Origin of the sequence: Streptomyces iconiensis (assembly GCF_028657195.3) — a bacterium.
GTDB classification, from domain to species: domain Bacteria; phylum Actinomycetota; class Actinomycetes; order Streptomycetales; family Streptomycetaceae; genus Streptomyces; species Streptomyces iconiensis.
The window spans coordinates 272,848-293,571 of record NZ_JANCPR020000005.1 but is presented as its reverse complement, the minus strand read 5'-3'; the positions used below and the strand labels follow the sequence as shown (position 1 = coordinate 293,571).

General features: G+C 70.8%; 20 protein-coding genes. 8 read left to right on the top strand and 12 right to left on the bottom strand.

What is annotated here, in order from left to right:
* Positions 1-122: 122 nt before the first annotated feature.
* Positions 123-557, bottom strand: a complete 435-nt coding sequence (locus NMN56_RS07190; RefSeq protein ID WP_274042948.1) for an Rrf2 family transcriptional regulator — start codon at positions 555-557, stop codon at positions 123-125.
* A gap of 82 nt (positions 558-639) precedes the next feature.
* Here NMN56_RS07190 and NMN56_RS07185 point away from each other — a divergent pair, with 82 nt between their 5' ends.
* Positions 640-1,500 carry an SDR family oxidoreductase gene (locus NMN56_RS07185; protein ID WP_274043116.1) on the top strand — a complete coding sequence of 287 codons (861 nt, stop codon included), beginning with the start codon at positions 640-642 and terminating at the stop codon, positions 1,498-1,500.
* An 83-nt stretch (positions 1,501-1,583) separates the two neighbouring features.
* Here NMN56_RS07185 and NMN56_RS07180 read toward each other — a convergent pair whose 3' ends face one another.
* From NMN56_RS07180 to NMN56_RS07170, 3 genes are all read right to left on the bottom strand, one after another.
* Positions 1,584-2,057: a carboxymuconolactone decarboxylase family protein gene (locus tag NMN56_RS07180; RefSeq protein ID WP_274042946.1), complete on the bottom strand. Its 474-nt coding sequence runs from the start codon at positions 2,055-2,057 to the stop codon at positions 1,584-1,586.
* An 87-nt stretch (positions 2,058-2,144) separates the two neighbouring features.
* On the bottom strand, positions 2,145-2,390 hold the full coding sequence (locus NMN56_RS07175) for a hypothetical protein (RefSeq protein ID WP_274042944.1): 246 nt from the start codon (positions 2,388-2,390) through the stop codon (positions 2,145-2,147).
* Positions 2,387-2,593 (bottom strand): hypothetical protein, encoded by a 207-nt coding sequence (locus NMN56_RS07170; RefSeq protein WP_274042942.1) that lies wholly within the window; start codon positions 2,591-2,593, stop codon positions 2,387-2,389. The genes NMN56_RS07175 and NMN56_RS07170 overlap by 4 nt, the downstream gene beginning before the upstream one ends.
* A 201-nt stretch (positions 2,594-2,794) precedes the next feature.
* On the opposite strand from NMN56_RS07170, the gene NMN56_RS07165 reads away from it, so the two are divergent.
* From NMN56_RS07165 to NMN56_RS07155, 3 genes are read left to right on the top strand one after another with little or no spacing between them, the layout of a single operon-like run.
* Positions 2,795-3,628, top strand: a complete 834-nt coding sequence (locus NMN56_RS07165; protein WP_274042940.1) for a helix-turn-helix domain-containing protein — start codon at positions 2,795-2,797, stop codon at positions 3,626-3,628.
* On the top strand, positions 3,625-3,927 hold the full coding sequence (locus NMN56_RS07160; RefSeq protein ID WP_274042938.1) for a DUF397 domain-containing protein: 303 nt from the start codon (positions 3,625-3,627) through the stop codon (positions 3,925-3,927). Before NMN56_RS07165 ends, NMN56_RS07160 begins: the two co-directional genes overlap by 4 nt.
* Positions 3,928-3,984: 57 nt before the next feature.
* Positions 3,985-4,569, top strand: coding sequence for a cysteine hydrolase family protein (locus NMN56_RS07155; protein ID WP_274042937.1), 585 nt, complete (start codon positions 3,985-3,987; stop codon positions 4,567-4,569).
* Between the two features lie 139 nt (positions 4,570-4,708).
* Here the strand turns inward: NMN56_RS07155 and NMN56_RS07150 are convergent, their stop codons facing one another.
* Both NMN56_RS07150 and NMN56_RS07145 read right to left on the bottom strand, forming a co-directional pair.
* Positions 4,709-5,332, bottom strand: coding sequence for a hypothetical protein (locus tag NMN56_RS07150; protein WP_274042935.1), 624 nt, complete (start codon positions 5,330-5,332; stop codon positions 4,709-4,711).
* A gap of 181 nt (positions 5,333-5,513) precedes the next feature.
* The gene (locus NMN56_RS07145) at positions 5,514-5,819 is read right to left on the bottom strand and encodes an ArsR/SmtB family transcription factor (protein WP_274042933.1); all 306 of its coding nucleotides are present in this window, start codon (positions 5,817-5,819) and stop codon (positions 5,514-5,516) included.
* 200 nt (positions 5,820-6,019) lie between these two features.
* On the opposite strand from NMN56_RS07145, the gene NMN56_RS07140 reads away from it, so the two are divergent.
* On the top strand, positions 6,020-7,387 hold the full coding sequence (locus NMN56_RS07140) for an MFS transporter (RefSeq protein WP_274042931.1): 1,368 nt from the start codon (positions 6,020-6,022) through the stop codon (positions 7,385-7,387).
* Between the two features lie 608 nt (positions 7,388-7,995).
* Here NMN56_RS07140 and pspAB read toward each other — a convergent pair.
* Both pspAB and htpX read right to left on the bottom strand, forming a co-directional pair.
* A complete protein-coding gene (gene pspAB / locus NMN56_RS07135; RefSeq protein ID WP_274042929.1) occupies positions 7,996-8,583 on the bottom strand; it encodes a PspA-associated protein PspAB in 588 nt (195 codons plus the stop codon).
* A 187-nt stretch (positions 8,584-8,770) separates the two neighbouring features.
* On the bottom strand, positions 8,771-9,682 hold the full coding sequence (htpX, locus tag NMN56_RS07130; protein ID WP_274042928.1) for a zinc metalloprotease HtpX: 912 nt from the start codon (positions 9,680-9,682) through the stop codon (positions 8,771-8,773).
* Between the two features lie 606 nt (positions 9,683-10,288).
* Here htpX and NMN56_RS07125 point away from each other — a divergent pair.
* Complete coding sequence (locus NMN56_RS07125; RefSeq protein WP_274042926.1) at positions 10,289-11,095, top strand: HAD hydrolase family protein; 807 nt, start codon at positions 10,289-10,291, stop codon at positions 11,093-11,095.
* A 34-nt stretch (positions 11,096-11,129) separates the two neighbouring features.
* Here the strand turns inward: NMN56_RS07125 and NMN56_RS07120 are convergent, their stop codons facing one another.
* Positions 11,130-12,197 (bottom strand): alpha/beta hydrolase family protein, encoded by a 1,068-nt coding sequence (locus NMN56_RS07120; protein ID WP_274042924.1) that lies wholly within the window; start codon positions 12,195-12,197, stop codon positions 11,130-11,132.
* 98 nt (positions 12,198-12,295) lie between these two features.
* Here NMN56_RS07120 and NMN56_RS07115 point away from each other — a divergent pair, with 98 nt between their 5' ends.
* Both NMN56_RS07115 and NMN56_RS07110 read left to right on the top strand, forming a co-directional pair.
* Entirely contained in the window at positions 12,296-12,922 is a 627-nt protein-coding gene (locus NMN56_RS07115; protein WP_274042923.1) for a GNAT family N-acetyltransferase, read from the top strand.
* Positions 12,919-13,806: a PaaX family transcriptional regulator C-terminal domain-containing protein gene (locus tag NMN56_RS07110; protein WP_274042922.1), complete on the top strand. Its 888-nt coding sequence runs from the start codon at positions 12,919-12,921 to the stop codon at positions 13,804-13,806. The genes NMN56_RS07115 and NMN56_RS07110 overlap by 4 nt, the downstream gene beginning before the upstream one ends.
* A 124-nt stretch (positions 13,807-13,930) precedes the next feature.
* Here NMN56_RS07110 and NMN56_RS07105 read toward each other — a convergent pair whose 3' ends face one another.
* From NMN56_RS07105 to cydB, 3 genes are all read right to left on the bottom strand, one after another.
* Positions 13,931-15,748: a GAF domain-containing sensor histidine kinase gene (locus NMN56_RS07105; protein WP_274042921.1), complete on the bottom strand. Its 1,818-nt coding sequence runs from the start codon at positions 15,746-15,748 to the stop codon at positions 13,931-13,933.
* Between the two features lie 223 nt (positions 15,749-15,971).
* Positions 15,972-19,694, bottom strand: coding sequence for a thiol reductant ABC exporter subunit CydD (cydD, locus tag NMN56_RS07100; RefSeq protein ID WP_274042920.1), 3,723 nt, complete (start codon positions 19,692-19,694; stop codon positions 15,972-15,974).
* 18 nt (positions 19,695-19,712) lie between these two features.
* Positions 19,713-20,720, bottom strand: coding sequence for a cytochrome d ubiquinol oxidase subunit II (cydB, locus tag NMN56_RS07095; RefSeq protein WP_274042919.1), 1,008 nt, complete (start codon positions 20,718-20,720; stop codon positions 19,713-19,715).
* Between the last annotated feature and the right edge of the window lie 4 nt (positions 20,721-20,724).

Here is a 20,724-nt window from a genome sequence, read left to right as displayed (position 1 = left end):
AACCCCGGTTCCGCGACCCGCACCCCGCCTCACCCCGGCCGTCGACCACCGCAACAGACCCGTACCCGACCCGTCATGAACTTTTCCAACAACCCCACTGACATGACCACAACAAGCAACGATCAACAGTCGGCCGCGCTCACACCCTCCAGCAGGAGGTCGCGCACGGTGAACTTCTCAAGTTCAGCCACGACGGCCTCGGCGACCGCTCCGTCGACGGAGGTCAGTGAGCGCTGGAGGCTGCGGCCGACCGGACAGTCCGGGTTGGGTCCGTGCAGGCCGAGTACCGGGTCCGTCCCCTGGAGCAGCCGCCAGACCTGTGCGAGCGTGATGTCCTTTGCGGGGATTGCCAGTTCCGAGCCTCCGTGCGCGCCCGCCCGTGACCGCACCAGCCCGGCCTCGCGCAGTGGGCCGAGCACCCGGCGCACGTAGACGGCGTTGACGTTGGTGCTCCCGGAGAGTTCGTCCGAACTCACCGGGCGGCCTTCGGGCTGGCCCGCCAGGTACGTCAGTACGTGCACGGCGACCGCGAACTGGGTGTTCTTTGATCTCGCCATGCCCTCCATCTTGCCATATTGAAACTGCGATGGTTACAGTAATCTCAATCGCAACCACGATGACTACAATTTTGGAGTGACGATGACGATCGCCATCACAGGTGCCTCCGGTGCCCTCGGACGAGCCACGGCCGAGTTCGTGCTGCGGACCGTTGACCCCCAAGAGGTCGTCCTGACCACCCGCAGCCCGGAGACGCTCGCCGACTTCGCCGCTCGCGGAGTCCAGGTAAGGCGAGCCGATTTTGACGACGCCGACACCCTTGCCACCGCTTTCCAGGGCGTGGACCGGCTGCTGCTCATCTCCACCAATGCGGTAGGCGCACGCCTCGACCAGCAGCGTGCGGCCGTGTCCGCAGCCGTCGAAGCGGGCGTTCAGCACATCGTGTACACCTCTGTCCCCGAACCGGTCCCGGCCAATCCGGCCCTGGTGGTCGCCGATCACGCGGGCACGGAGCAGGCCCTGCGGGACAGCGGCGTGAGGTGGACGTTCCTGCGCAACAACCTGTACACGCACATGCAGGTGCAGACCGTCGAACGGGCCGCCAGCACGGGCACGTTGGTGACCAACGGCGGCAGCGGTGCCGTTGCCTACGTGACCCGCGAGGACTGCGCCGCTGTAGCAGCCGCTGTGCTGACCCAGGACGGGCACGAGGGCAAGGCGTACGACATCACGGGGGCCGAGGCGTGGACCGCCGACGACCTCGCGGCTCTCGCGTGCGAGATCGGTGGCCGCGATATCGAACTCGTCCACGTCGACGATGCCGCGTTCGCGGCCGGCCTGCGGGAAGCGGGGCTCCCCGGCGAGGTGGCCGACGTCGTGACTACGTTCGGCGCGGCCACCCGTGGCGACTTCCTCGCGAACGTCACCTCAGCGGTCGCCGACCTGACCGGCCAGAAGCCCACACCTCTGGCGGACGTCGTCCGGACACCGCTGAAGCACTGAGTTCCTGAATCTCTACAGCCCACTTCGGCCCTCCTCAGCCCGCCGACGACCGCAGCACCGCAGCACCGCAGCACCGCAGGCGACTACCCGAACTGACCGGGCTGGTAGTCGCCTGCGGGCTGCTGGACGATGACATTTATGCGGTTCGCGGTGTTGATGAAGGCGATGACGAACACCAGCGCGGTGAGCTGTTCCTCGTCATAGTGCTTGGCGGCGTTCGCCCACACCTCGTCCGGCACACCACCTGCCGCGTCCGCGATACGGGTGCCCTGCTCCGTCAGCTCAAGAGCGGCGCGCTCCGCCTCGGTGAACACCGTGGCCTCACGCCACGTCGCGACCAGGTGGAGGCGCGTCGAAGTCTCCCCTGCGTGCTCGGCGTCTTTCGTGTGCATGTCGGTGCAGAAGCCGCACCCGTTGATCTGGCTGGCGCGGGTCGTCACCAGGTCCCGCGTCGTGGCCGGGAGCCCCGCGGCAGCGGTCACCTTGGCCGCCGCGAGGAAGTGCTTCTGGAACTCGGCCGTGATCGGGCTCTGGAAGAGGTTCAAACGCGCATCCACGGTGTTCTCCTTGCCGTTGTTTGGCGGTTGTACCTCTTGGACGAGACAGCCCCACGGCCTGTGACACCGGCGCGTGTGACCCCGATCTCACGCCTCGGTGTCCCCCGATTCCCCGTTCTCGGACCTGTGCATCGGGCATGCGCACGGCGGGAAGCCGCACGGATTGCTGAGGTCGGCGGGCGGCATCCACGGCTCCCGCTCCACCACGACGAGCGAACGCACCCGCGTACGTTCCCCTGTCTCCGGCGACACCCGGTAGATACGGAGCGTCATCCTGTGCGTCGGCCACTCGGGAAGTGTCCTGGGCCCCTCGGGCCCCCCGAAACCGTTCACGCCCGCTCCCTGATCCACCGCGCCAGCGCGAAAACGGTCTCGGCAGAGGCACCGCCCAGGTCCACGTGAGCCATGCCCAGTACGGGAAAACCGCCGTTCAACGACGGCAACTTGCACCCGGTCAGTTCCAGCGCCCCGGCCAGATCCTCCGCCGCCCTGCGCCCGACCGCGAGCGCGGTCTCCGGGCCCATCTCTGAGTTCATACGGCTTACGGTCCCCGCGCCAGGGCCTCTTGAACAGTAACTATGCGTTCACATAGCCCAGTTGTGGCACCGCGCCGACGCTGTCCCCCGCCCCCCACCCCGTTCGTGGGCTTTTTCCACAATCCCACCCCGGAAACGTTCGTGACATGCCTAGCCTCCTCTGTAACGAACCGACCACCCAGTGTTTTCGGGGGGACACCCATGTCCGAACCGTCAGAGCCCGACTTCCTCGACTGCCAACCGACTCCCCTGGTACGGAGCTTCGGCAACACGCTCAAGAAGTGGCGCGAGCACCGCAAGCTCTCCCGCGACGAAATCGGTGACAAGACCGGCTTCTCCGCCTCCACGATCGGCGCCTTCGAGCGTGGCGATCGCATCGCGGACGGCCGGACCGTACAAGCGCTGGACGCAGCGCTCAACGCCCACCAGCTCCTCGCCGTACTGGGCGAGGACCTGGAGAACGAGCAGTACCCCAAGAAGTTCGACCAGTTGTTCCGGCTGGAAGCGGGAGCAGCCAGTCTCAGCACCTACGACACCAACCTCATCAACGGGCTGCTTCAAACCGAGGCTTACGCGCGGGCGCTTTTCGAGGCCCGCGTCCCGTGTCACAGCCCGAAGAGGATCGACTATCTGCTCACGGCACGACTCTCCAGGCAGAGCCTGCTCACGCGCGACCCAATCCCCGTTCTGTGCTTCGTGCTGGATGAAGCCGTCCTCTTGCGCCGAACTGGCGGCCGGGACGTCTTGCGGGAACAACTCCAGCACCTTTTGGAGGTGGGCAAGCTCAATCACGTGCGCATCGCGGTGCTCCCACTGGACTGTGAGGAACCGGTGGGCGCCGTCGGCCCGATGACGCTCCTGGAGACTTCAGACCGGCGCATGCTGGGCTACGTCGAAGTCCAAGGGGAAGGCACTCTGGTATCGGACAAGGAAGACGTGAGCACGTGGAGGCAGCGGTTTGGCATGATCCAAGCAAATGCGCTGCGGCCTGCGGAATCCGCGCGCCTCATCCAACGCCGTATGGAGGAACTTTGAGCAGCGAACTGACCTGGTTCAAGTCGAGCTACAGCGACGGCGAAGGGGGACAGTGCCTCGAAGTCGCTCTGGACTGGCACAAGTCCAGCTACAGCAGCGGAGAAGGCGGCGCCTGCCTCGAAGTCGCGCCTGACTGGCGCAAGTCCAGCCACAGCGACGGCGGTGGCGGCCAGTGCGTGGAGGTCGCCGCGTGCCCCGCCACCATCCACGTCCGCGACTCCAAGGTCACCGAGGGACCCACCCTCGCCGTACCCAGCGAGACGTGGGCAACGTTCATCACGCACATTGCCGACCGCTGAGGTCACCGCACCTCCCCGTCACAGCGCCAGGCTGTGACGGGGAGGCATGATCGGGGTATGCCTCAACAAGCCTCGGCCCCCGTGCACGCACTCCTCGTCGTAGACATGCAGACCGCGTTCGTGACCGGCAAGGACGCGGTCCCGGACGCGGAACGCGTGGTGGCCCGTACGCGGGAACTCCTCGCGGCGGCGCGTGCGAGCGGGGCCCTCGTCGTGTACCTGCAGAACGACGGGGAGCCGGGCACGCCGGACGAACCGCACACGCTCGGCTGGGAGTTGCACATGGAACCGGAGCCCGGTGAACCGGTTCTGCGGAAGACCGTGGACGACGGTTTCGAGGAGACGGACCTCAAGGAACGCCTGGACGCGCACGGTGTCGAGGCGCTGGCCGTATGCGGCGTGCTGTCCGAGATGTGTGTGAGCGCGACGACCCGTACGGCGCTGGACCTGGGCTACCGCGTCGTACTGCCGCACGACGCGCACGCGACGTACGACGTACCGGCGGCGGAGAACATCAGCGAGGTCGTACCGGCCGCGATGGCCTCACGCGCGGCGGAATGGGCGTTGGGCGACGAGGTGGAGATCATCGCGTACGCCCGCGACGCCCGCTTCACGAGCCGCCCCGACGGCCGGCACACGTAAGGCCGCCGACGCCTGGAAGCGGACGGAAGCGGACGGAAGCGGACGGACTTCGCCGCTGACCACCGTTACGGGGTCTGGGCGAAGTCCGACTGAGCGCCCCCGGGCCGTGCCGCCCGAGCGGGTACCGGCCGGTGGTCGGTCAGTTCTTGACCGGCCACTCCAGCGGCGGCGAGTGGAAGCCCTGGCTCAGCTCGACGGCCGCCGCCTTCTGGCCCTTGGGGACGAGGTAGACGGTGCACACCTTCTCCACGTCCCCCTTCTTGAGCTTCTTCTCGGCATCGACAGCGGGGCAGTCGTCGCGCCACTTGGCGTCGCCCATCAGCACGATCAGCTCGCCGACGCGCTTGCCGCCGTCGGTCTTGACGTTGATGTCCGTCTTCATGTCGCGGACGGTCATCGGGTCACCGCCCTGGTGCCGGAGCGTGGACCACACGAAGACGGGCACCTCGGGCTTCTCGTCCTCGCGGTCGAGGCCGGATGCGGCCAGTTCCTTCTCGGTACCGGTCTCGGCCTTCGTGGGTGTGACGGTCCACTTGCCCTTGGCCTTCGCGCCGTCGTTCGTCTGCGTCGGGCTGGCCTCACCGAGCTGGAACGAGGTCTTCTTCTCGTCCGTACCGCCCGATCCGCCCGAACCACCGGAACCGGCATCGGACTTGTGGTCGCCGCCCTTCTTACCGTCGCAGCCCGTCAGCGCGACCGCCAGGACAACGGCCCCTGCGGCGACCGGAAGCGCACGACTCCACCTACGCGAGTTACGCGTCATTACCCCGTACTCCCCGTTCTCACGGTCCGGCACAGGGAGCCGAACCGGATCGTCGTTCGTTCGTTCGTCCTGATCATGCCAGACCGGACGGGAATTTCTGACGCGCGCCTGTCAGACCGCGGGGGAGGGGGAGGGGGAGGGGGAGGCGCCCGGCGACGGGCGGCGGCGGGCGGCCGTTCCGTCAGCCGGCTTCAGCAAGCCGGACAGGGCGCAGGCTCTCGACCAGCGCGGTCAGTGAAGCGACCGCCTCGGGGTGCACGGAGTAGCAGATCTGTACGCCCCTGCGCCGCGAGGTGACGAGCCCAGCCTCGCGCAGCACCTTCAGATGCTGGCTGATCGTCGGCTGGGAGACATCGAAGACCTCCGTGAAGTCGCAGGCGCACGTCTCGGGTTGGGCCGCGAGTGCGCGCACGATGCCGAGGCGTACGGGGTGCCCGAGGGCCCTCAGCGCCGCCACGTCCGAAAAGTTCTCTTCCTCGTTCGCCACATTGACAGCGTATCAAGCACTCCCTATATAGTCCGACCTCTATTTAGTCGCAATGCTATATAGAGCTGCCGCTATACCTAGGAGACCAAGTGAGCGGGACGGCCGAGGACGGGTCGGCGAAGGGCCGGACAGCGGAGAGCCGGACGGTAGAGAGTCCGGCGTCGGAGAGTCGGACGTCGGGGGACGGAGTTCCGGGCGAGATGCCAGCGGACGGCGGGGGCGTCCTGTCGCCCGTGTACCGCGCCCTCACGCTGGGGCTGGTCCTCTCCGTCACGCTCGTCGCGTTCCTGTGGCTGGGCGTCGCGACGGTGCTGCCAGCGGCAGCGCGTGACCTGCACGGACTGGACCACTTCGGCTGGGCGTTCACCGCGTTCATGCTCGCCAACCTGTTCGGCACGGTGGTCGCAGGCCAGGGCGCCGACCGCCATGGGCCCACCCGCCCCTACCTCCAGATGTTCACGCTCTTCGTTTTCGGCTGCCTCGCAGCGGCCGTCGCCGGAAACTGGTGGCTCCTGCTGCTCGCCCGCGCCCTCCAGGGCGCGGGAGTCGGCGGCGTCCTCGCCCTCGCCTACCTCACGGTCGGCCGCGCCTACCCCGACGCGCTCCGCTCCCGGATGCTCGCGCTCGTCGCCTCGGCCTGGACGCTGCCCGCGCTGCTCGGCCCCGCCGTCGCCGGCGCCGTCGCCGAAGTCTCCAACTGGCGCGTGGTGTTCCTGATCCTCGTGCCCCTCGTGCCCATCGGCGTGCTCCTCACCCTGCCCGCACTGCGCAGGCTGGACCCGCCCGAGGCGCCCGCACCCGGCGGCGGCCCCCGTATCCGGTTGACGCTGCTGCTCGTCCTCGGCGCCGGTGTCCTGCTCGCGGGGCTCGAAGAGCGCGACCTTCTCGTCATGCTGCCGATGGCGGCCGTCGGGATCGCCGTCTCGCTGCCCGCGCTGCGCAGGCTGCTGCCCGCCGGAACGCTGACCGTACGGCGCGGGATGCCCGCGGGCATGGTCGTGCGCGCGCTCGTGAGCACCGCGTACTACGGCGTCGAGTCCTTCTTCCCGCTGAGCATGATCCAGGTGCTCGGCCTCAGCACCCTCGAATCCGGGCTCGCGCTCTCGGCCGGCGCGCTCACCTGGGTCACAGGCGCCTGGTTCCAGGCCAAGCTCGACCAGCGCGACGCGGGCGGCGGGCGGCACAGCCGCGTGGTCGTCGGCTTCGCCCTCCTGCTGGCGGGAGACGCGCTCCTCACCCTCGCCATCGGCACCGACCTCAAGAGCGTCGCGCTCGCCGTCGTCGGATGGGGCATCGCAGGGCTCGGCATGGGCTTCGTCTACCCCGCCGTCACCACACTGGTGCTCGGGCTCGCAGCCAAGGGGCAGGAGGGCGCGGCCAGTTCGAACCTTCAGCTCTCCGAGACCCTGTCCGTCGCGGTCATGACGGGCCTCGGCACCGCCGTCAGCGCATACGGCTCCGCACACGACTGGGCCACCCCCACCTCCCTCGGCGTCGTCTTCGCCCTCACCTCGCTGGCCGCCCTGCTGGGCATCGGCGCCGGGCTACGCACCCGAACCCGCGACTGACCCCACGGGCCGCCGCCCCTCGCGTGGCGCCTTTGCCCCTTCCCTGTTGCGATGATGGAAGGGTTTCGCCGTGCCCTCCGCCTCTGCTGGAGCTGCCCTTAGTGGGGTGAAAGGGCGTCAGGCATGGGCTCCGTCCGCCTTGTCCGGTCGCGCCGAACAGGGCGCGGTCGTCCGCCACTCCGCCTCCACGGTGCCCGAAGTCGAGGAGGCGGGCCGGGGCTTGCGCTCACCCACAGCCACCCTTCCGGCGCACTGGCCGTATGCCGTCAGGGCTGGTGTTGCCATCTACTCGATGGCCGACGCCACTTCGGTGCGAGTGGCCCCTGTGCCCAGCTCCGTGCTCTCTCCGCCGGTTCTCGCACATGCCTCGTTCCGGGCAACGGCGAGCTACGCAGTCCCGAACACCTGTGCCTACTGTGGGAGTTGCGTACGCCGAGGAACGCGCCAGGCCCCAAACCTGCATCAGCGATGCGAGGTGACGTGAAGTCACCCCGCACTGCACGGGCACTCCGCCGACCGCCGACGCACCTCACCACGCTCACCTTCGTGCAAATCTCGTAGCTCACGTTCGCGAACGGGCGAAGAGAAACCCCTCCGCAGGAACGAACTCAGAGACCCGGTGCGCCCCAGACGGGGAACCAGCGGCTGAGGTCTTCTTCGATCGTCAGATCGTTGGTGAGCAGGCCGCGTACCTGCAGCTCAAGTCCGTTGTCCCGCTTCTCGCGCCCGCCAGGGACGGGCGCGAAGGGGTAGAACGTGCCGCGCTTGTAGAGGTAGATGAGGGCGAGGGAGCGCTCGCCCTCCGTCTCCTTGAAGTCGACGAGCGAGCAGAGGAGCTGGGGCCCGAAGCCGCCCTCGACGAGGAGCGTGTTGACCGCGTGCAGATCGTTGACGAGGGATGCCATGGCGTCGGGTTCGTGGCGCGCGGTGAGCCAGGTGTAGCCGTAGGAGTCCTGGCTGAACTCCACGGGGATGCCCCCGCTCCCCGTGTCCGCGTCCAGCAGCGCGCGTACCTCCCGCTGGAGCTGCGCGAAGGCGCCGCCCTCCACGCTCGCGAAGCACACGGCGCCGACGCCCGTCGGCTCGAACGAGGCCCCGGCCTGGAGCGTGATCGCTGCGGAAGGCAGCGCGAAGAGCTGATCGAGGTCGGGCCGCTTGGGCTTGCTGCGGCCGAGGATCGCGTCCAGGAAGCCCACGGGTGATAGCCCCTCTCTCTGCTGGCTGTGCTGGTTCTGCTGTGCCTGCTGGTTCGGCTGGATCTGCTGGTTCTACTGGATCTGCTGACTGTGGTTCGTTCGTCCGCCGGGTTGCCACTCGGGCGGCTGCTGGGGTGCTGGGGAGCACTTGGGGAGGGCTGCTGCGTCGGCATCCGCCCGGGTGGTCCTACTGCCCGAGCTGGGCGGAGATCCGGCCGAGCTGGTCCAGGCGCTTCTCCAGCGGCGGGTGCGAGGAGAACAGTGCCGCCACGCTCTCGCCGGAGAAGGCGGGAACGAAGAAGAAGGCGTTGTACGGCTCCGCCTGCCGCAGGTCCTTGGTCGGGATACGGGACATGTCGCCGCTGATCTTCGTCAGGGCCGAGCCGAGCGCGGACGGGCGGCCGGTGAGAAGGGCGCCCGCGCGGTCGGCCGACAGCTCGCGGTAGCGCGAGAGCACCCGTGTGAGCAGGAAGCTGATCGCGTAGACAAGGGCGCTGACCAGGGGGATGAGCAGGAGCAGCAGGCCGGCGCCGTTGTTGTTGTCGCGCCCGCCCATGCGGCCGAAGCCGCCCCAGAGCGCGACGCGGGTCATCATCCCGGCGAGCACACCGAGGAACGAGGCGATCGTCATCACCGCCACATCTCGGTGCGCGACGTGCGACAGCTCGTGCGAGAGCACGCCTTCCAGCTCGTCGGGCTCCAGGCGGCGCAACAGGCCCGTGGTGGCGCAGACCATGGAGTTCTTCTGGTTACGCCCCGTGGCGAACGCGTTGGGTACGTCACTCTCCGCTATGGCGACCTTGGGCTTGGACATGTCCGCGAGGGCGCACAGCCGGTCGACGGCACCGTGCAGCTCGGGCGCCTGCTCGGGGGTGACCTCGCGGGCGCCCATGCTGAAGGCGGCGATCTTGTCGCTGAACCAGAACTGGGCGATGAACATCCCGCCCGCGATCACCAGCACCACAGGCCAGGCACGCCCCAGCAGCGCCACGAGTACGCCGATGAAGACGACATAGAGCAGCCCGATGAGGAACATCGTGGTGACCATGCGCCTGGTCAGGCCCTTGTCTGGGGTGTAGCGCGTGTGATGACCGGCCATGGCGGGCTCCTCCCGGTTGCGACGTTCCGGCTACGGCGTTCTCCGGCCGCGGCGTACTCCTGACTGCGGCGTGCTCCTATGGCGTGCGGCGTTCTACGGCTCCTGCGACAACACGGTGCGACGTCCAACGGCAGCGTTCGATACGGAGTGCTCTCTTTCGATTGTGCCGCTTCTGCCACGTAATGGATTGATAAGTACGGCACCGAGGGAGGTGCTCCGGGGTGCCGCGGCGCTCTTCCGTGCGCCTTCCGTGCCTCGGCTCGTCGGCGGTGTGCCTCTCATCTGGGCGGGACTTCGCACGCCTGTTCAGGCATATGCGCGAAGATGGTGCCTGTGACTCTTCCGTCTGAACACCTCGCCCCGAGCACGTCGAACCCGTCGAACGCGTCGATGCCGCACCCGTCGCCCCCGGTGGACGCGCCCACGTCGAGAGCGTCGGACACGTCGCCCGCACCCTCGGCCCCCGGCCCGTCCCCGGCCCCGGACACGGGCCAGGCCCCGGACCCGTACACGCGGCCCTCCTCCCGGCAGGACCCCCGGCCGGCCCCCAAGCCAGGACCCAAGCCGGGGCCCCGGTCATCTCCCAAGCCGGGACCCCGGCCGCGCATGATCGCGACCGACCTGGACGGCACCCTGCTCAGGGACGACAAGACCGTTTCGGCCCGTACGGTCACCGCGCTCGCCGCGGCCGAGGCGGCCGGGATCGAGGTGTTCTTCGTCACGGGACGCCCCGTCCGCTGGATGGGGGTCGTCAGCGAACACGTACACGGGCACGGGCTCGCCATCTGCGCCAACGGTGCCGCTGTCGCCGACCTCAGCGACGGACGGCACCGCCTCGTGAAGGTGCGCCCCCTCGAACGCGACGACGCGCTCGCCGTCGTCCAGGCGCTGCGCACGGCGGCACCCGGAGTGAGCTTCGCCGTCGAACGGACCGAGGGCATCCACTACGAGCCCGAGTACCCCGCGTTCCCCCTCGACCCCGGTGCGTCCTTCGCGCCGGCCGAGACGCTGCTGGCCGGCGCGGCCGAGGACTTCACCGCCCAGCCCGTGATCAAACTGCTCGCGCACCACCCGGCCATGGACGCGGACGACTTCCTCGCGCTGGGCCGCAAGGCGGGCGGCACGCTCGCGGAGTTCACGCGCTCCAGCCCCAGCGCGCTGCTGGAGATATCGGGCCTCGGCGTCAGCAAGGCCAGCACCCTGGCGCAGGCGTGCGCGGAACGGGGCATCGCGTCCGAGGACGTGGTCGCCTTCGGCGACATGCCCAACGACCTCGCGATGCTCACCTGGGCCGGCCGCTCCTACGCCATGGCCAACGCCCACCGCGACGTGCTCCTCTCCACCACCCACCGCACCACCACCAACGAAACCGACGGCGTCGCCGCGGTCATAGAGTCCTTCCTCGGCGTCTGAGGCTGTTCCCGGCCTCCGCGTCCTCCACCCGCCGCTACACCGGCAGCGCACGCAGGAAGCGTTCCTGGTCGGCCAGGTAGCCGTCGGCGAACAGGGACCTCGGGGCGAAGAGCGCGGTCACCGTGCTGCGGAACTCCGAGCGCGCGAGGGTGTCCCTGACCATCGAGTGGTCCGCGTCCGGGTAGTGGCGCACCGTGAGCTTCCCCGCACCGGACAGCTCCTTCCGGTAGACGGACTCGGTGTCGGCCGTGTCCACATTCAGGTCATGGCCGGCCAGGCCCAGCAGCACGGGCGTGCCGCGCAGGGCGGGCAGGTCGCGGGTGGCGTCGGCGGTGTGGTTACGGGCGACGAAGCCCCAGCGGTCGGCGGTCATGCCGCGTGCGCCGCCCATGGCCGCCACGTACTCCCGGTAGCCGGCGCCGCGCCGCAGCAGCGCGCGGACGCGGTCGCTGTCCCGGACCTTTCTGCCGACCTCGGCCTCCGGAGCGTTGGCCGCCTTCAGCTCGGCCAGGAGGTTGTAGCGGCCCTGCCGGAGCCAGTTGACGGCGGGGGAGACGGCGATGACGAAGGCCACGCGGGTACGTGCGGCGACCTTCGGCAGCACCCAGCCCGCCTGGCTCGCACCCCACAGGCCGACGCGGTCCCCGTCGATGTCCGTACGGGCGCGGGCCCAGCCGACGGCGGCGGCCGTCTCATCGGCCCGGTCGCCCATCGACTGCTCCAGCCAGTTGCCCGGTGCCCCCGCGACCCCGGGCTTGTCCCACGACAGGCTCGCGTATCCGGCCCGCGCGTACGCCTCCCACATGGGCTTGTAGCCGTCGTCGTGCGTGGCGTCGAGAGGGCCGTCGCCGTGGACCATCACCACCAGCGGGTGCCGTTTCCCGCCGTCGTCCGGGGTCGTCAGGACGCCGTTCAGCACATGTCCTCCGTACCGGATCGTCACGCGCCGCTCGTGTGTGTCGTAGGAGTTCTGCCACAGCACGACACCGCCCAGCACCGCGGCGACCAGCACGGACGCGACGACGGACCAGGCGAGGACGCGGCGTCCGCCGCGGGCGGGGACGCGGCACCTGCCGCGGGTGAGAACGCGCGGGGAATCCATGGGCCGGCCTCCTGGGAACGGGCGGGAAAGGGAAGAACGAACGAAAACAGAACGATCGCATCCTATGCGATCGTTTCTTGTGTGTAAGAATAGGCGGCATGAACGCAGACGGAACAGGCGCGGTCACGCTGCGCCGAGGGCTGCCGCCGGGGACCGAGCGGCGGGCCGCCGAGCTGTACTGGGAGGCGTTCGGCCGGAAACTCGGCTCGGCGCTCGGCCCGACCGACAAGGCCGTACCGTTCCTTGCCGCCCACCTGAACCCGGACCGCGCCGTGTGCGCCCTGCGGGCAGGCCGGCTCCTCGGCCTCGTCGGCTACCAGCACGAGGGCCGCGCGCTCACCAGCGGCCGTGCCCGCGACGTGCTGCGCGCCTATGGCACCCGCTCGGGACTGTGGCGGCTCGCGCTGCTCGCCCTGTTCACCAGGACCCCGAAGCCGGGCCAGCTCGTGATGGACGGCATCGCCGTCGAAGCGGCGGCGCGCGGCCGGGGCATCGGCGGGCTCCTGCTCGAAGAGATCGCGGACCTGGCGGCCGAGCGCGGCTGCCGGGAGGTCAGACTGGATGTGATCGACACCAACCCACGGGCCCAGGCCCTGTACGAGCGGCACGGCTTCACCGCCGTACGCACCGAGCACACCCCGTACCTGCGCGCCCTCATGGGCTTCGGCGCCGTGACGACGATGCGCCGCACCCTCACCAGACCCCGGAGATCCGCAACCCGATGACCGCACCTGTCCCGGGACCGCCTGTACGGGTCCCCACCCGGATGCTCGTCGAGGCGCTCATCGGCGCCGACCACACCGTCGACACCGGCGAGCTGTACGCGACCGCGCCCCTGCTCGGCATGAGCGACCAGCAGGTCCGGCTGTGCGTCAAACGCCTCGTCGCCGAGGGGCGCTTCGTCCAGGAGGGCAGGGGGCGCAAGGCACTGCTGCGCGCCGCCGGACCCACGGCACGCGAACTGGGCCCCGACGTCGAGTTCGTCACTCACGCCTTCCGGCAGGACGCCGGGCTCGCGCCGTGGGACGGCGTCTGGCACCTCGTCGCCTTCGCCGTACCCGAGTCAGCGCGCACCGCGCGTGACGCCCTGCGTACCGCTCTGAGCCACCTCGGCGGGGCGCCCGTACAAGGTGGCCTCTACGTCAGCGCCAACGCCTGGGAGCCCTACGTCGAGGAGCAGGTCAGCGACCTGGGGGTGTGCGAACACGTCACGTTCCTCACCAGCTCCGACCTGCGCAAGGGCGAGGAGAGCGAGCCCGCCGCGCTCGTCGGAGCGCTGTGGCCGCTGGACGAGATCGCCGCCCGCCACGAGCGCCTCGCCGCCGTGGCGGAGCCCCGGCTCGAACTGCTCAGCCGGACCGGGGACGACGCGCTCACCCGGCCCGAGCGGCTCAAGACCGCCGTCGAACTGGCCACCGAGTTCACCCACGCCATGGACCCCGACCCGCTCCTGCCCCCCGAACTGCTCCCCCAGCCCTGGCCCGGCAGCCACGCCCGCGCACTGCTCGCCGAGTGCTGGGCCCTCCTCGACGAGAGCGGGAAAGCGGCCGAACCCCGCCTGTTCCGGCGCTACAAGGACGTGGCCGACGCCGTACGGGAAGCGGGGTAACCGCCGTACGGGAAGCGGGGCCGACGCCGTACCGGAGCGGGCCGACGCGGTATCGGTGCAGGACAGATGCCGTACGGGAAGCGGGGCGCCGCCGTATCGGGACAGGGCCGACGCCGGGCAGGCGCTACAGCGGTGCGCACCAGTGGAGGGACGTACCGGTTCCTCCGGGGCCGAGGCCCGGGCCCCAGGTGCACTCGCCGCCCAGGTGTTCGGCGCGGCGTGCGAGGTTGGCGAGACCGCTGCGGCGGCCCCCCGCTGGGATGCCCACGCCGTCGTCGGCGACGGTGAGACGTACACCGGGGCGGTCGCCCGGAAGCGTGAAGGTCGCGTCGACGGTGATGTCGATACGGGAGGCGCGGGCGTGCCGGAACGCGTTGGACAGCGCCTCGCGCACCGCGGCCACCAGGTTCTTCGCCGTACGCTCGCCGACCCGTCCGTCGACGGCGCCGACGAAGCGCACCGACGGCTGGAAGCCCAGCGGTACGGCGGCGACGCCCGTCTCGCGCAGGACGCGGGTACGCAGACCGGCCTGCGCCTCACCGGGGTCCTGCTGGAGGGCGAAGATCGCGGTGCGGATCTCGCCGATGGTCGCGTCCAGCTCGTCCACGGCGTTGCCGATGCCCTCGACGGCGCCCGCCTGCCCGGGGTCGTCCCGGGACAGACCGCGCTGAGCGCCCTGGAGCGTCATCCCCGTCGCGAACAGCCGCTGGACCACCAGATCGTGCAGGTCACGCGCGATCCGGTCGCGGTCCTCGTACACCGCGAGCCGCTCCCTGTCGCGCTGCGCCTCAGCGAGGACCAGCGCGAGCGCCGCCTGCGCGGCGAAGCGGGTGGCCAGCGACTTCTCGGACTCGGTGAACCGCGCGGCACCGCGTTCACGGGGCACCGCGAGGGTGCCGAGCACCCGTCCGCCGCTCTCCAGCGGCAGCAGCATGCTGGGCCCGAACAGCCCGGCGATCTCCGTGATCATGCGGGGGTCGCTCGCGGAGTCGTCCACGAACACGGGTTCGCCCACCCGCAGCTGCTCCAGCACGGGGCTCTCCTGCGGGATCACCGTTCCGATCAGGCTCCGCGCGTCGTCGGCCGACGCTGCCACGATCTGCAGCCCGTTGCCCGGCCCCACGGGCAGCAGCACGAGGCCGGCCGCCGCCCCGGCGAGGATGGGGGCACGTTCGGCGACGACCGCCAGCGCGTCGTCCGTATCGCCGCCCAGCAGTGCCGTCGTGACCGCGGCGCTGCCGTCGATCCACCGTTCGCGGCGCAGCGCCTCCTCCCGGAGCCGGGCGTTGCCCAGCGCGATCCCGGCCTCGGTGGCCAGCACGCGGATCAGCTCCACGTCGTCGTCGGTGAACCCGCCACCGCCCCGCTTCTCCGTCAGGTACAGGTTGCCGAACAGCTCCTCGCCGATCCGTACGGGGATGCCGAGGAAGCTGCGCATCGGCGGATGGTGCGGGGGCCAGCCCTCGAACCGCGGGTCCGTGGTCAGATCGTCCAGCCGCAGGGGTTCGTCCTGGCGCAGCACGGCGGCCAGCAACCCGTGCCTGCCGTCGGGCAGATGGTCGATCAGCGCGCGCTCGTCCTCCGTCATCCCGCAGGTGACGAAGTCCCGCAGCCCCGTGCCCCGCTCCTCGGCGAGCACCCCGATCGCCGCGTAACGGCAATCGGCCACGCGTACCGCCGTCCCGACGATGTGGACCAGCGTGCTGTGCAGGTCGGGCCCCGGCCCCGAACCGATGGTGACCATGGCCTCCAGCAGCCGCGGCAACCGTCCCGCCGACCCCGGAGGCAGCGCCTCCAGATCCCGCGTGGCCCACCGCGCGGCCTCGCCGGGGTCCCCGGGCTTCGCGGGCTGCCCGGGTTTCGCGGGCTGCCCGGACGGCGCGGACGGCCCGGACGGCCCGGGCCGCGCAGACGGTGACGACGGGTCGGGAGCAGGAGACATACCCCGACCCTAATAACGACCCGTAACCGCCGAAACCGGGCCGTAGCGGTCCGGCCCCAGGGCGGGTCCCGGGGCCGGTCGCAGAGCAGGTCCCCGGGCCGGCCCCCGTTCGGCCCCAGGGCCAGCCCCAGGTCCGGTCCCAAGTCCGGGCCCCAAGTCCGGGTCGCAGCTCCGGGTCGCAGCTCCGGCCGTGGGTCCGCCCCCAGCTCCGGCCGTGGGTCGGTCACCCGACGGGCTGGGCCGCGAGTACGGAGCCGGTGGCCGCGAGCGCGGAGTCGGTGGCCTCGCGTTCACGGGTGAGCATGGCGGCGAACGGGCCGCCGGACACGGCCAGTTCGGCGTACGGGCCGCGTTCGGCGACGCGGCCTCCGTCCAGCACGATCACCTCGTCCACCGCGTCGAGGCCCTGAAGACGGTGCGTGATCAGCACCGTCGTACGGCCCTCGGTGACGGCCAGCAGATCGGCCGTGAGCGCGTCGGCCGTGGGCAGGTCGAGGTGCTCCGCGGGCTCGTCCAGCACGAGTACGGGGAAGTCGGCGAGCAGGGCGCGCGCCAGCGCGAGCCGCTGGCGCTGGCCGCCCGAGAGCTTCGCGCCGTGCTCTCCCACGTGTGTGTCGAGCCCGTCGGGCAACGTGTCCACCCACGTGTCGAGCCGTGCGGCGGCGAGCGCGGCCCACAGGTCCGCCTCGTCGGCCGAGGGGCGGGCGAGCCGCAGGTTCTCGCGGAGCGTGCTGTCGAACAGGTGCGCGTCCTGCGCGCACAGCCCCACATGGCGCCGCACCGCGTCCCCTTCCGCTTCCACGGCGGGAACACCACCGAGCGTGTACGCGCTCGCCGGGCCCGCCAGATCTGCGGGGTCCGCAGTGTCCGCCGGGTCGGTGGAGCCCTCGGTATCCGGCCTGGCACCCGGGTCCGCGGGATCCGCAGGGCGCGGCCCGTCCGCAGGGTCCAGGAAGCGGAGGAGGGCGTTCGCCAGCGTCGTCTTGCCCGAGCCCGAGGGGCCGACCACCGCGACCCGCCGTCCCGGTGTCAGCTCCAGGTCGAACCCGTCCAGCGCTGCCGGTGCCCCCTCGGGCGCGTCCGGATAGCGCACCGACAGACCCTTGGTACGCAGCGGGAAGGTCTCTGCCAGTGCGCGCGGACGCACCGGTTCCCGTATCGGCGCCGGGGCGTCCAGCACCTCGTACACCCGTTCCGCCGAGCGCCGTACGCGCTGGCGGTACTGCACGGCGAGCGGCAGCGGCGTCACCGCCTCGAACGCCGCCAGCGGCGTCAGGACGACCGTCGCCAGCAGCAGCCCGTTCAGCGCGCCGCCCGTCGTCGCCAGCGCGCCCGCCCACGCCGCGACCACCACGGTCAGCCCGGCCGCGAGCGTGCTCAGCCCCGAGGCGAGCGCCGTACGCGCCGCCGAACCAGCCGCGATACGGGTCAACTCGGCGTCGGCAGCCGCCACTTCACGGCTACGTGCCGCGAGCGCTCCCGTCACGGGCAGCTCCCCGGTGGCCGTTCCCGTCAGAAGGTCGACCGTACGAGTCGCCAACTCGGCCCGCGCCGGCGCCAGCCGCCGCTCCGTACGCCGTGACAGCGCTCCCGTCAGCGCGGGCACACACACGCCCGCGACCACGAGCCCCACCGCGAGCGCCGCACCCGCCGCGGGAAGCAGCCACGCCGTGAAGCCCACGGCCAGCACGCCCACCGTCCCCGCTACGGTCGCCGGCAGCAGCCAGCGCAGGAAGTAGTCCTGCAACGCGTCCACGTCCGCGACCAGCCGCGTCAGCAGATCGCCCCTTCGTGTACGCCGCAGGCCCGCCGGAGCCAGCCGCTCCAGCCGTGTGTAGACGGAGACCCGCAGGTCGGCGAGGACGCGGAGTGCGGCGTCGTGCGAGACCAGGCGCTCCGCGTACCGGAAGACGGCCCGGCCGATACCGAAAGCACGTGTCGCGGTGACCGCGACCATCAGATAGAGGATCGGCGGCTGCTGCGCCGCGCGGGAGATCAGCCAGCCGGATGTCGCCATCAGGCCCACGGCGCCGGCCAGTGCGAGCGCCCCGAGCGCGAGTGCCAGCCCGAACCGGCCCCGCAGCGGACCCGCCATCCCCCGCACTCGCGCGAGAGGCCCGACGCCGGGCGCCGCCACGCGCCCGTGCGCCGCCTCGGCCCCGCGCTCCCCCAACTGCGGCTGCACAGGCCCCTGTTCCGGCACCTGCGCCTGCCCTGCGGCATGGGCCTCCTGGGCCTGCTCCCCTCCTCCGGCGAGCGGCTGCGCCTCCCCGCGGGAGGCCGGGGGACCGGCGGCCGGAACAGAGGCGGCCGGCGGAGAGGCCGGAGGAGAGGCCGGCGAAAGGCTCAGCACCCGGTCGGCCGCGCCCAGCAACGCGGGGCGGTGGGTGACCAGCAGCACCGTGCGGCCCGCCGCGAGGCGCCGTACCGCGTCGGCGACGGTGCCCTCCGTCGCGCCGTCCAGCGCCGCGGTCGGTTCGTCGAGGAGGAGCAGCGGGCGGTCGGCGAGGAACGCGCGTGCCAGCGCGACCCGTTGGCGCTGCCCGGCCGAGAGCCCAGCGCCCGCCTCACCGAGCACCAGCCCCGGGTCCAGATCGGAGGCGGCCACCTCGGCGAGGGCGCGCGCCACGGCGTCGTCGTCGGCCGCGGGCCTGGCGAGCCGTACGTTGTCGGCGACGGTGCCGGCGAAGAGGTACGGATGCTGCGGTACCCAGGCGATCTGCTCGTGCCAGCCGCTCAGTTCGAGGGAGTCGAGGGGCACGTCACCGACGAGCACCCGCCCCCCGGAGGGCGCGGTGAACCCGAGGAGCACGGACAGCAGCGTCGTCTTGCCGCCCCCGGAGGGCCCGGTGAGGGCCACGGTCTCCCCCGGGGCCACCGTCAGATCGGTCGCGGCCAGCGAGGGACCCGTACGCCCTTCGTGCCGTACGACGACCCCTTCGAACGAGAGCGTCGCGGTACGCACCGACGGTGCGGGCGCGGTGCCGTGGGGCGCACGCGGTGCGGTCTCCAGCACCGTGAAGACCTCTTCGGCGGCGGACAATCCTTCCGCGGCGGCGTGGTAGTGCGTCCCGACCTGCCGCAGTGGCAGATACGCCTCGGGCGCGAGGATGAGCACCATCAGGCCGGTGTACAGGTCGAAGTCGCCGTTCACGAGCCGGATGCCGATGCTGACGGCGACGATGGCGACGGAGATCGTGGCCAGCAGTTCGAGCGCGAACGAGGACAGGAACGCGATCCGCAGCGTGCGCAGCGTCGCGCGGCGGTAGTCGGCCGTGATGGTGCGGATGTTGTCGGCCTGCGCCTTGGCCCGCCCGAACACCTTGAGCGTGGGCAGCCCCGCGACCACATCGAGGAAGTGCCCCGACAGCCGGCCGAGCAGCCGCCACTGGCGGTCCATCCGGGACTGGGTGGCCCAGCCGATGAGCGCCATGAACAGCGGAATCAGCGGCAGCGTGCCCGCGATGATCGCCGCCGAGATCCAGTCGGCCGTGACGATACGCGCGAGCACGGCGACCGGAACCACGACGGCGAGCCCGAGTTGGGGCAGATAGCGCGCGAAGTAGTCGTCGAGCGCGTCGATCCCCCGGGTGGCGAGCGTGGCGAGTTCACCGGTGCGCTGCGTGGTGAGGAAGCCGGGCCCGAGCGCGGTGGCGTGGCCGAGCAGCCGCGTACGCAGCTCGGACTTCACGGCGGCGCCGCACCGGTGCGCCGCCAGTTCGGTCAGCCAGGAGACGAGCGCGCGGGCGACGGTGACGCCCGCGAGCAGCAGCAGGGACGTCCGCGCGAACTCCTCGTGCTGGTAGGCGGAGACGACGATGTCGGCGATGAGCATCGCCTGCCCGACGACCAGCGCCGCCCCGGCCAGGCCGAGTGCGACGGCGGCGACGAGAAAGACACGCGTGGTGCGCGCGTACCGGAGCAGGCGCGGGTCGACGGGCTTCATGACGCGGTTCCCTCCCTCTCAGTGGCCGCCGGACGGCGCGATGCTCTGGGTACCGATGCGCTTGCGGAACACCCAGTACGTCCAGCCCTGGTAGAGCAGGACGATGGGGGTGGCGACCGCGGCACACCAGGTCATGATCTTCAACGTGTACGGCGTGGACGAGGCGTTGGAGACCGTCAGGCTCCAGTTCTCGTTCAGCGTCGAGGGCATGACGTCGGGGAACAGCGAGAGGAAGAGCATCGCGACGGCGGCGACGATCGTCAGCCCGGAGAAGGTGAACGCCCAGCCCTCGCGCCCCGCCAGGTTGGTGGCGAGCGCGGCGACGAGCGAGACGACGGCGACGACGAGCGCGACCAGGCTCCAGGTGTTGCCGTGCTCGAACTGCGTCCACAGCAGGAAGACGAGCGCCAGCACGGCCGTCACGAGGCCCAGCACGGTGGCCAGGCGCCTGGCCCGTGCACGGATGTCACCGAGCGTCTTGAGCGCGGTGAACACGGCGCCGTGCAGGGTGAAGAGCGTGAGGGTGACCAGGCCGCCGAGTATGGAGTACGGGTTGAGCAGGTCGGCGAAGGTGCCGACGTACTCCATGTTCGCGTCGATCTTCACCCCGCGCACGATGTTCCCGAAGGCCACGCCCCACAGGAACGCCGTGATCACCGAGGTCCAGAAGATCGCGTGCTCCCAGTTGGTCTGCCACCGCTCCTCGTCCCGCTTGGAGCGGTACTCGAAGGCGACACCCCGGACGATCAGACAGACCAGGATGATCAGCAGCGGCAGATAGAACCCGGAGAAGAGCGTGGCGTACCACTCGGGGAACGCCGCGAAGGTGGCGCCGCCCGCGCTCAGCAGCCACACCTCGTTCCCGTCCCAGACGGGCCCGATGGTGTTGATCAGCACCCGGCGCTCGTCCCTGTTACGGGCAAGCAGCTTGGTCAGTACGCCGACCCCGAAGTCGAAGCCCTCCAGGAAGAAGTAGCCGATCCACAGGACGGCGATGAGGATGAACCAGACGTCGTGCAGATGCATCGCG

What these genes read in the sequence shown, in the direction of transcription:
- NMN56_RS07140 (WP_274042931.1), top strand. Translation starts at nt 6,020, where the DNA reads ATGCCAGCGGACGGCGGGGGCGTCCTGTCGCCCGTGTACCGCGCCCTC.
- NMN56_RS07150 (WP_274042935.1), bottom strand. Translation starts at nt 5,332, where the DNA reads ATGACGCGTAACTCGCGTAGGTGGAGTCGTGCGCTTCCGGTCGCCGCA.
- NMN56_RS07165 (WP_274042940.1), top strand. Translation starts at nt 2,795, where the DNA reads ATGTCCGAACCGTCAGAGCCCGACTTCCTCGACTGCCAACCGACTCCC.
- htpX (WP_274042928.1), bottom strand. Translation starts at nt 9,682, where the DNA reads ATGGCCGGTCATCACACGCGCTACACCCCAGACAAGGGCCTGACCAGG.
- NMN56_RS07185 (WP_274043116.1), top strand. Translation starts at nt 640, where the DNA reads ATGACGATCGCCATCACAGGTGCCTCCGGTGCCCTCGGACGAGCCACG.
- NMN56_RS07170 (WP_274042942.1), bottom strand. Translation starts at nt 2,593, where the DNA reads ATGAACTCAGAGATGGGCCCGGAGACCGCGCTCGCGGTCGGGCGCAGG.
- NMN56_RS07115 (WP_274042923.1), top strand. Translation starts at nt 12,296, where the DNA reads ATGAACGCAGACGGAACAGGCGCGGTCACGCTGCGCCGAGGGCTGCCG.
- NMN56_RS07120 (WP_274042924.1), bottom strand. Translation starts at nt 12,197, where the DNA reads ATGGATTCCCCGCGCGTTCTCACCCGCGGCAGGTGCCGCGTCCCCGCC.
- NMN56_RS07125 (WP_274042926.1), top strand. Translation starts at nt 10,289, where the DNA reads ATGATCGCGACCGACCTGGACGGCACCCTGCTCAGGGACGACAAGACC.
- NMN56_RS07110 (WP_274042922.1), top strand. Translation starts at nt 12,919, where the DNA reads ATGACCGCACCTGTCCCGGGACCGCCTGTACGGGTCCCCACCCGGATG.
- NMN56_RS07105 (WP_274042921.1), bottom strand. Translation starts at nt 15,748, where the DNA reads ATGTCTCCTGCTCCCGACCCGTCGTCACCGTCTGCGCGGCCCGGGCCG.
- NMN56_RS07155 (WP_274042937.1), top strand. Translation starts at nt 3,985, where the DNA reads ATGCCTCAACAAGCCTCGGCCCCCGTGCACGCACTCCTCGTCGTAGAC.
- cydD (WP_274042920.1), bottom strand. Translation starts at nt 19,694, where the DNA reads ATGAAGCCCGTCGACCCGCGCCTGCTCCGGTACGCGCGCACCACGCGT.
- NMN56_RS07190 (WP_274042948.1), bottom strand. Translation starts at nt 557, where the DNA reads ATGGCGAGATCAAAGAACACCCAGTTCGCGGTCGCCGTGCACGTACTG.
- cydB (WP_274042919.1), bottom strand. Translation starts at nt 20,720, where the DNA reads ATGCATCTGCACGACGTCTGGTTCATCCTCATCGCCGTCCTGTGGATC.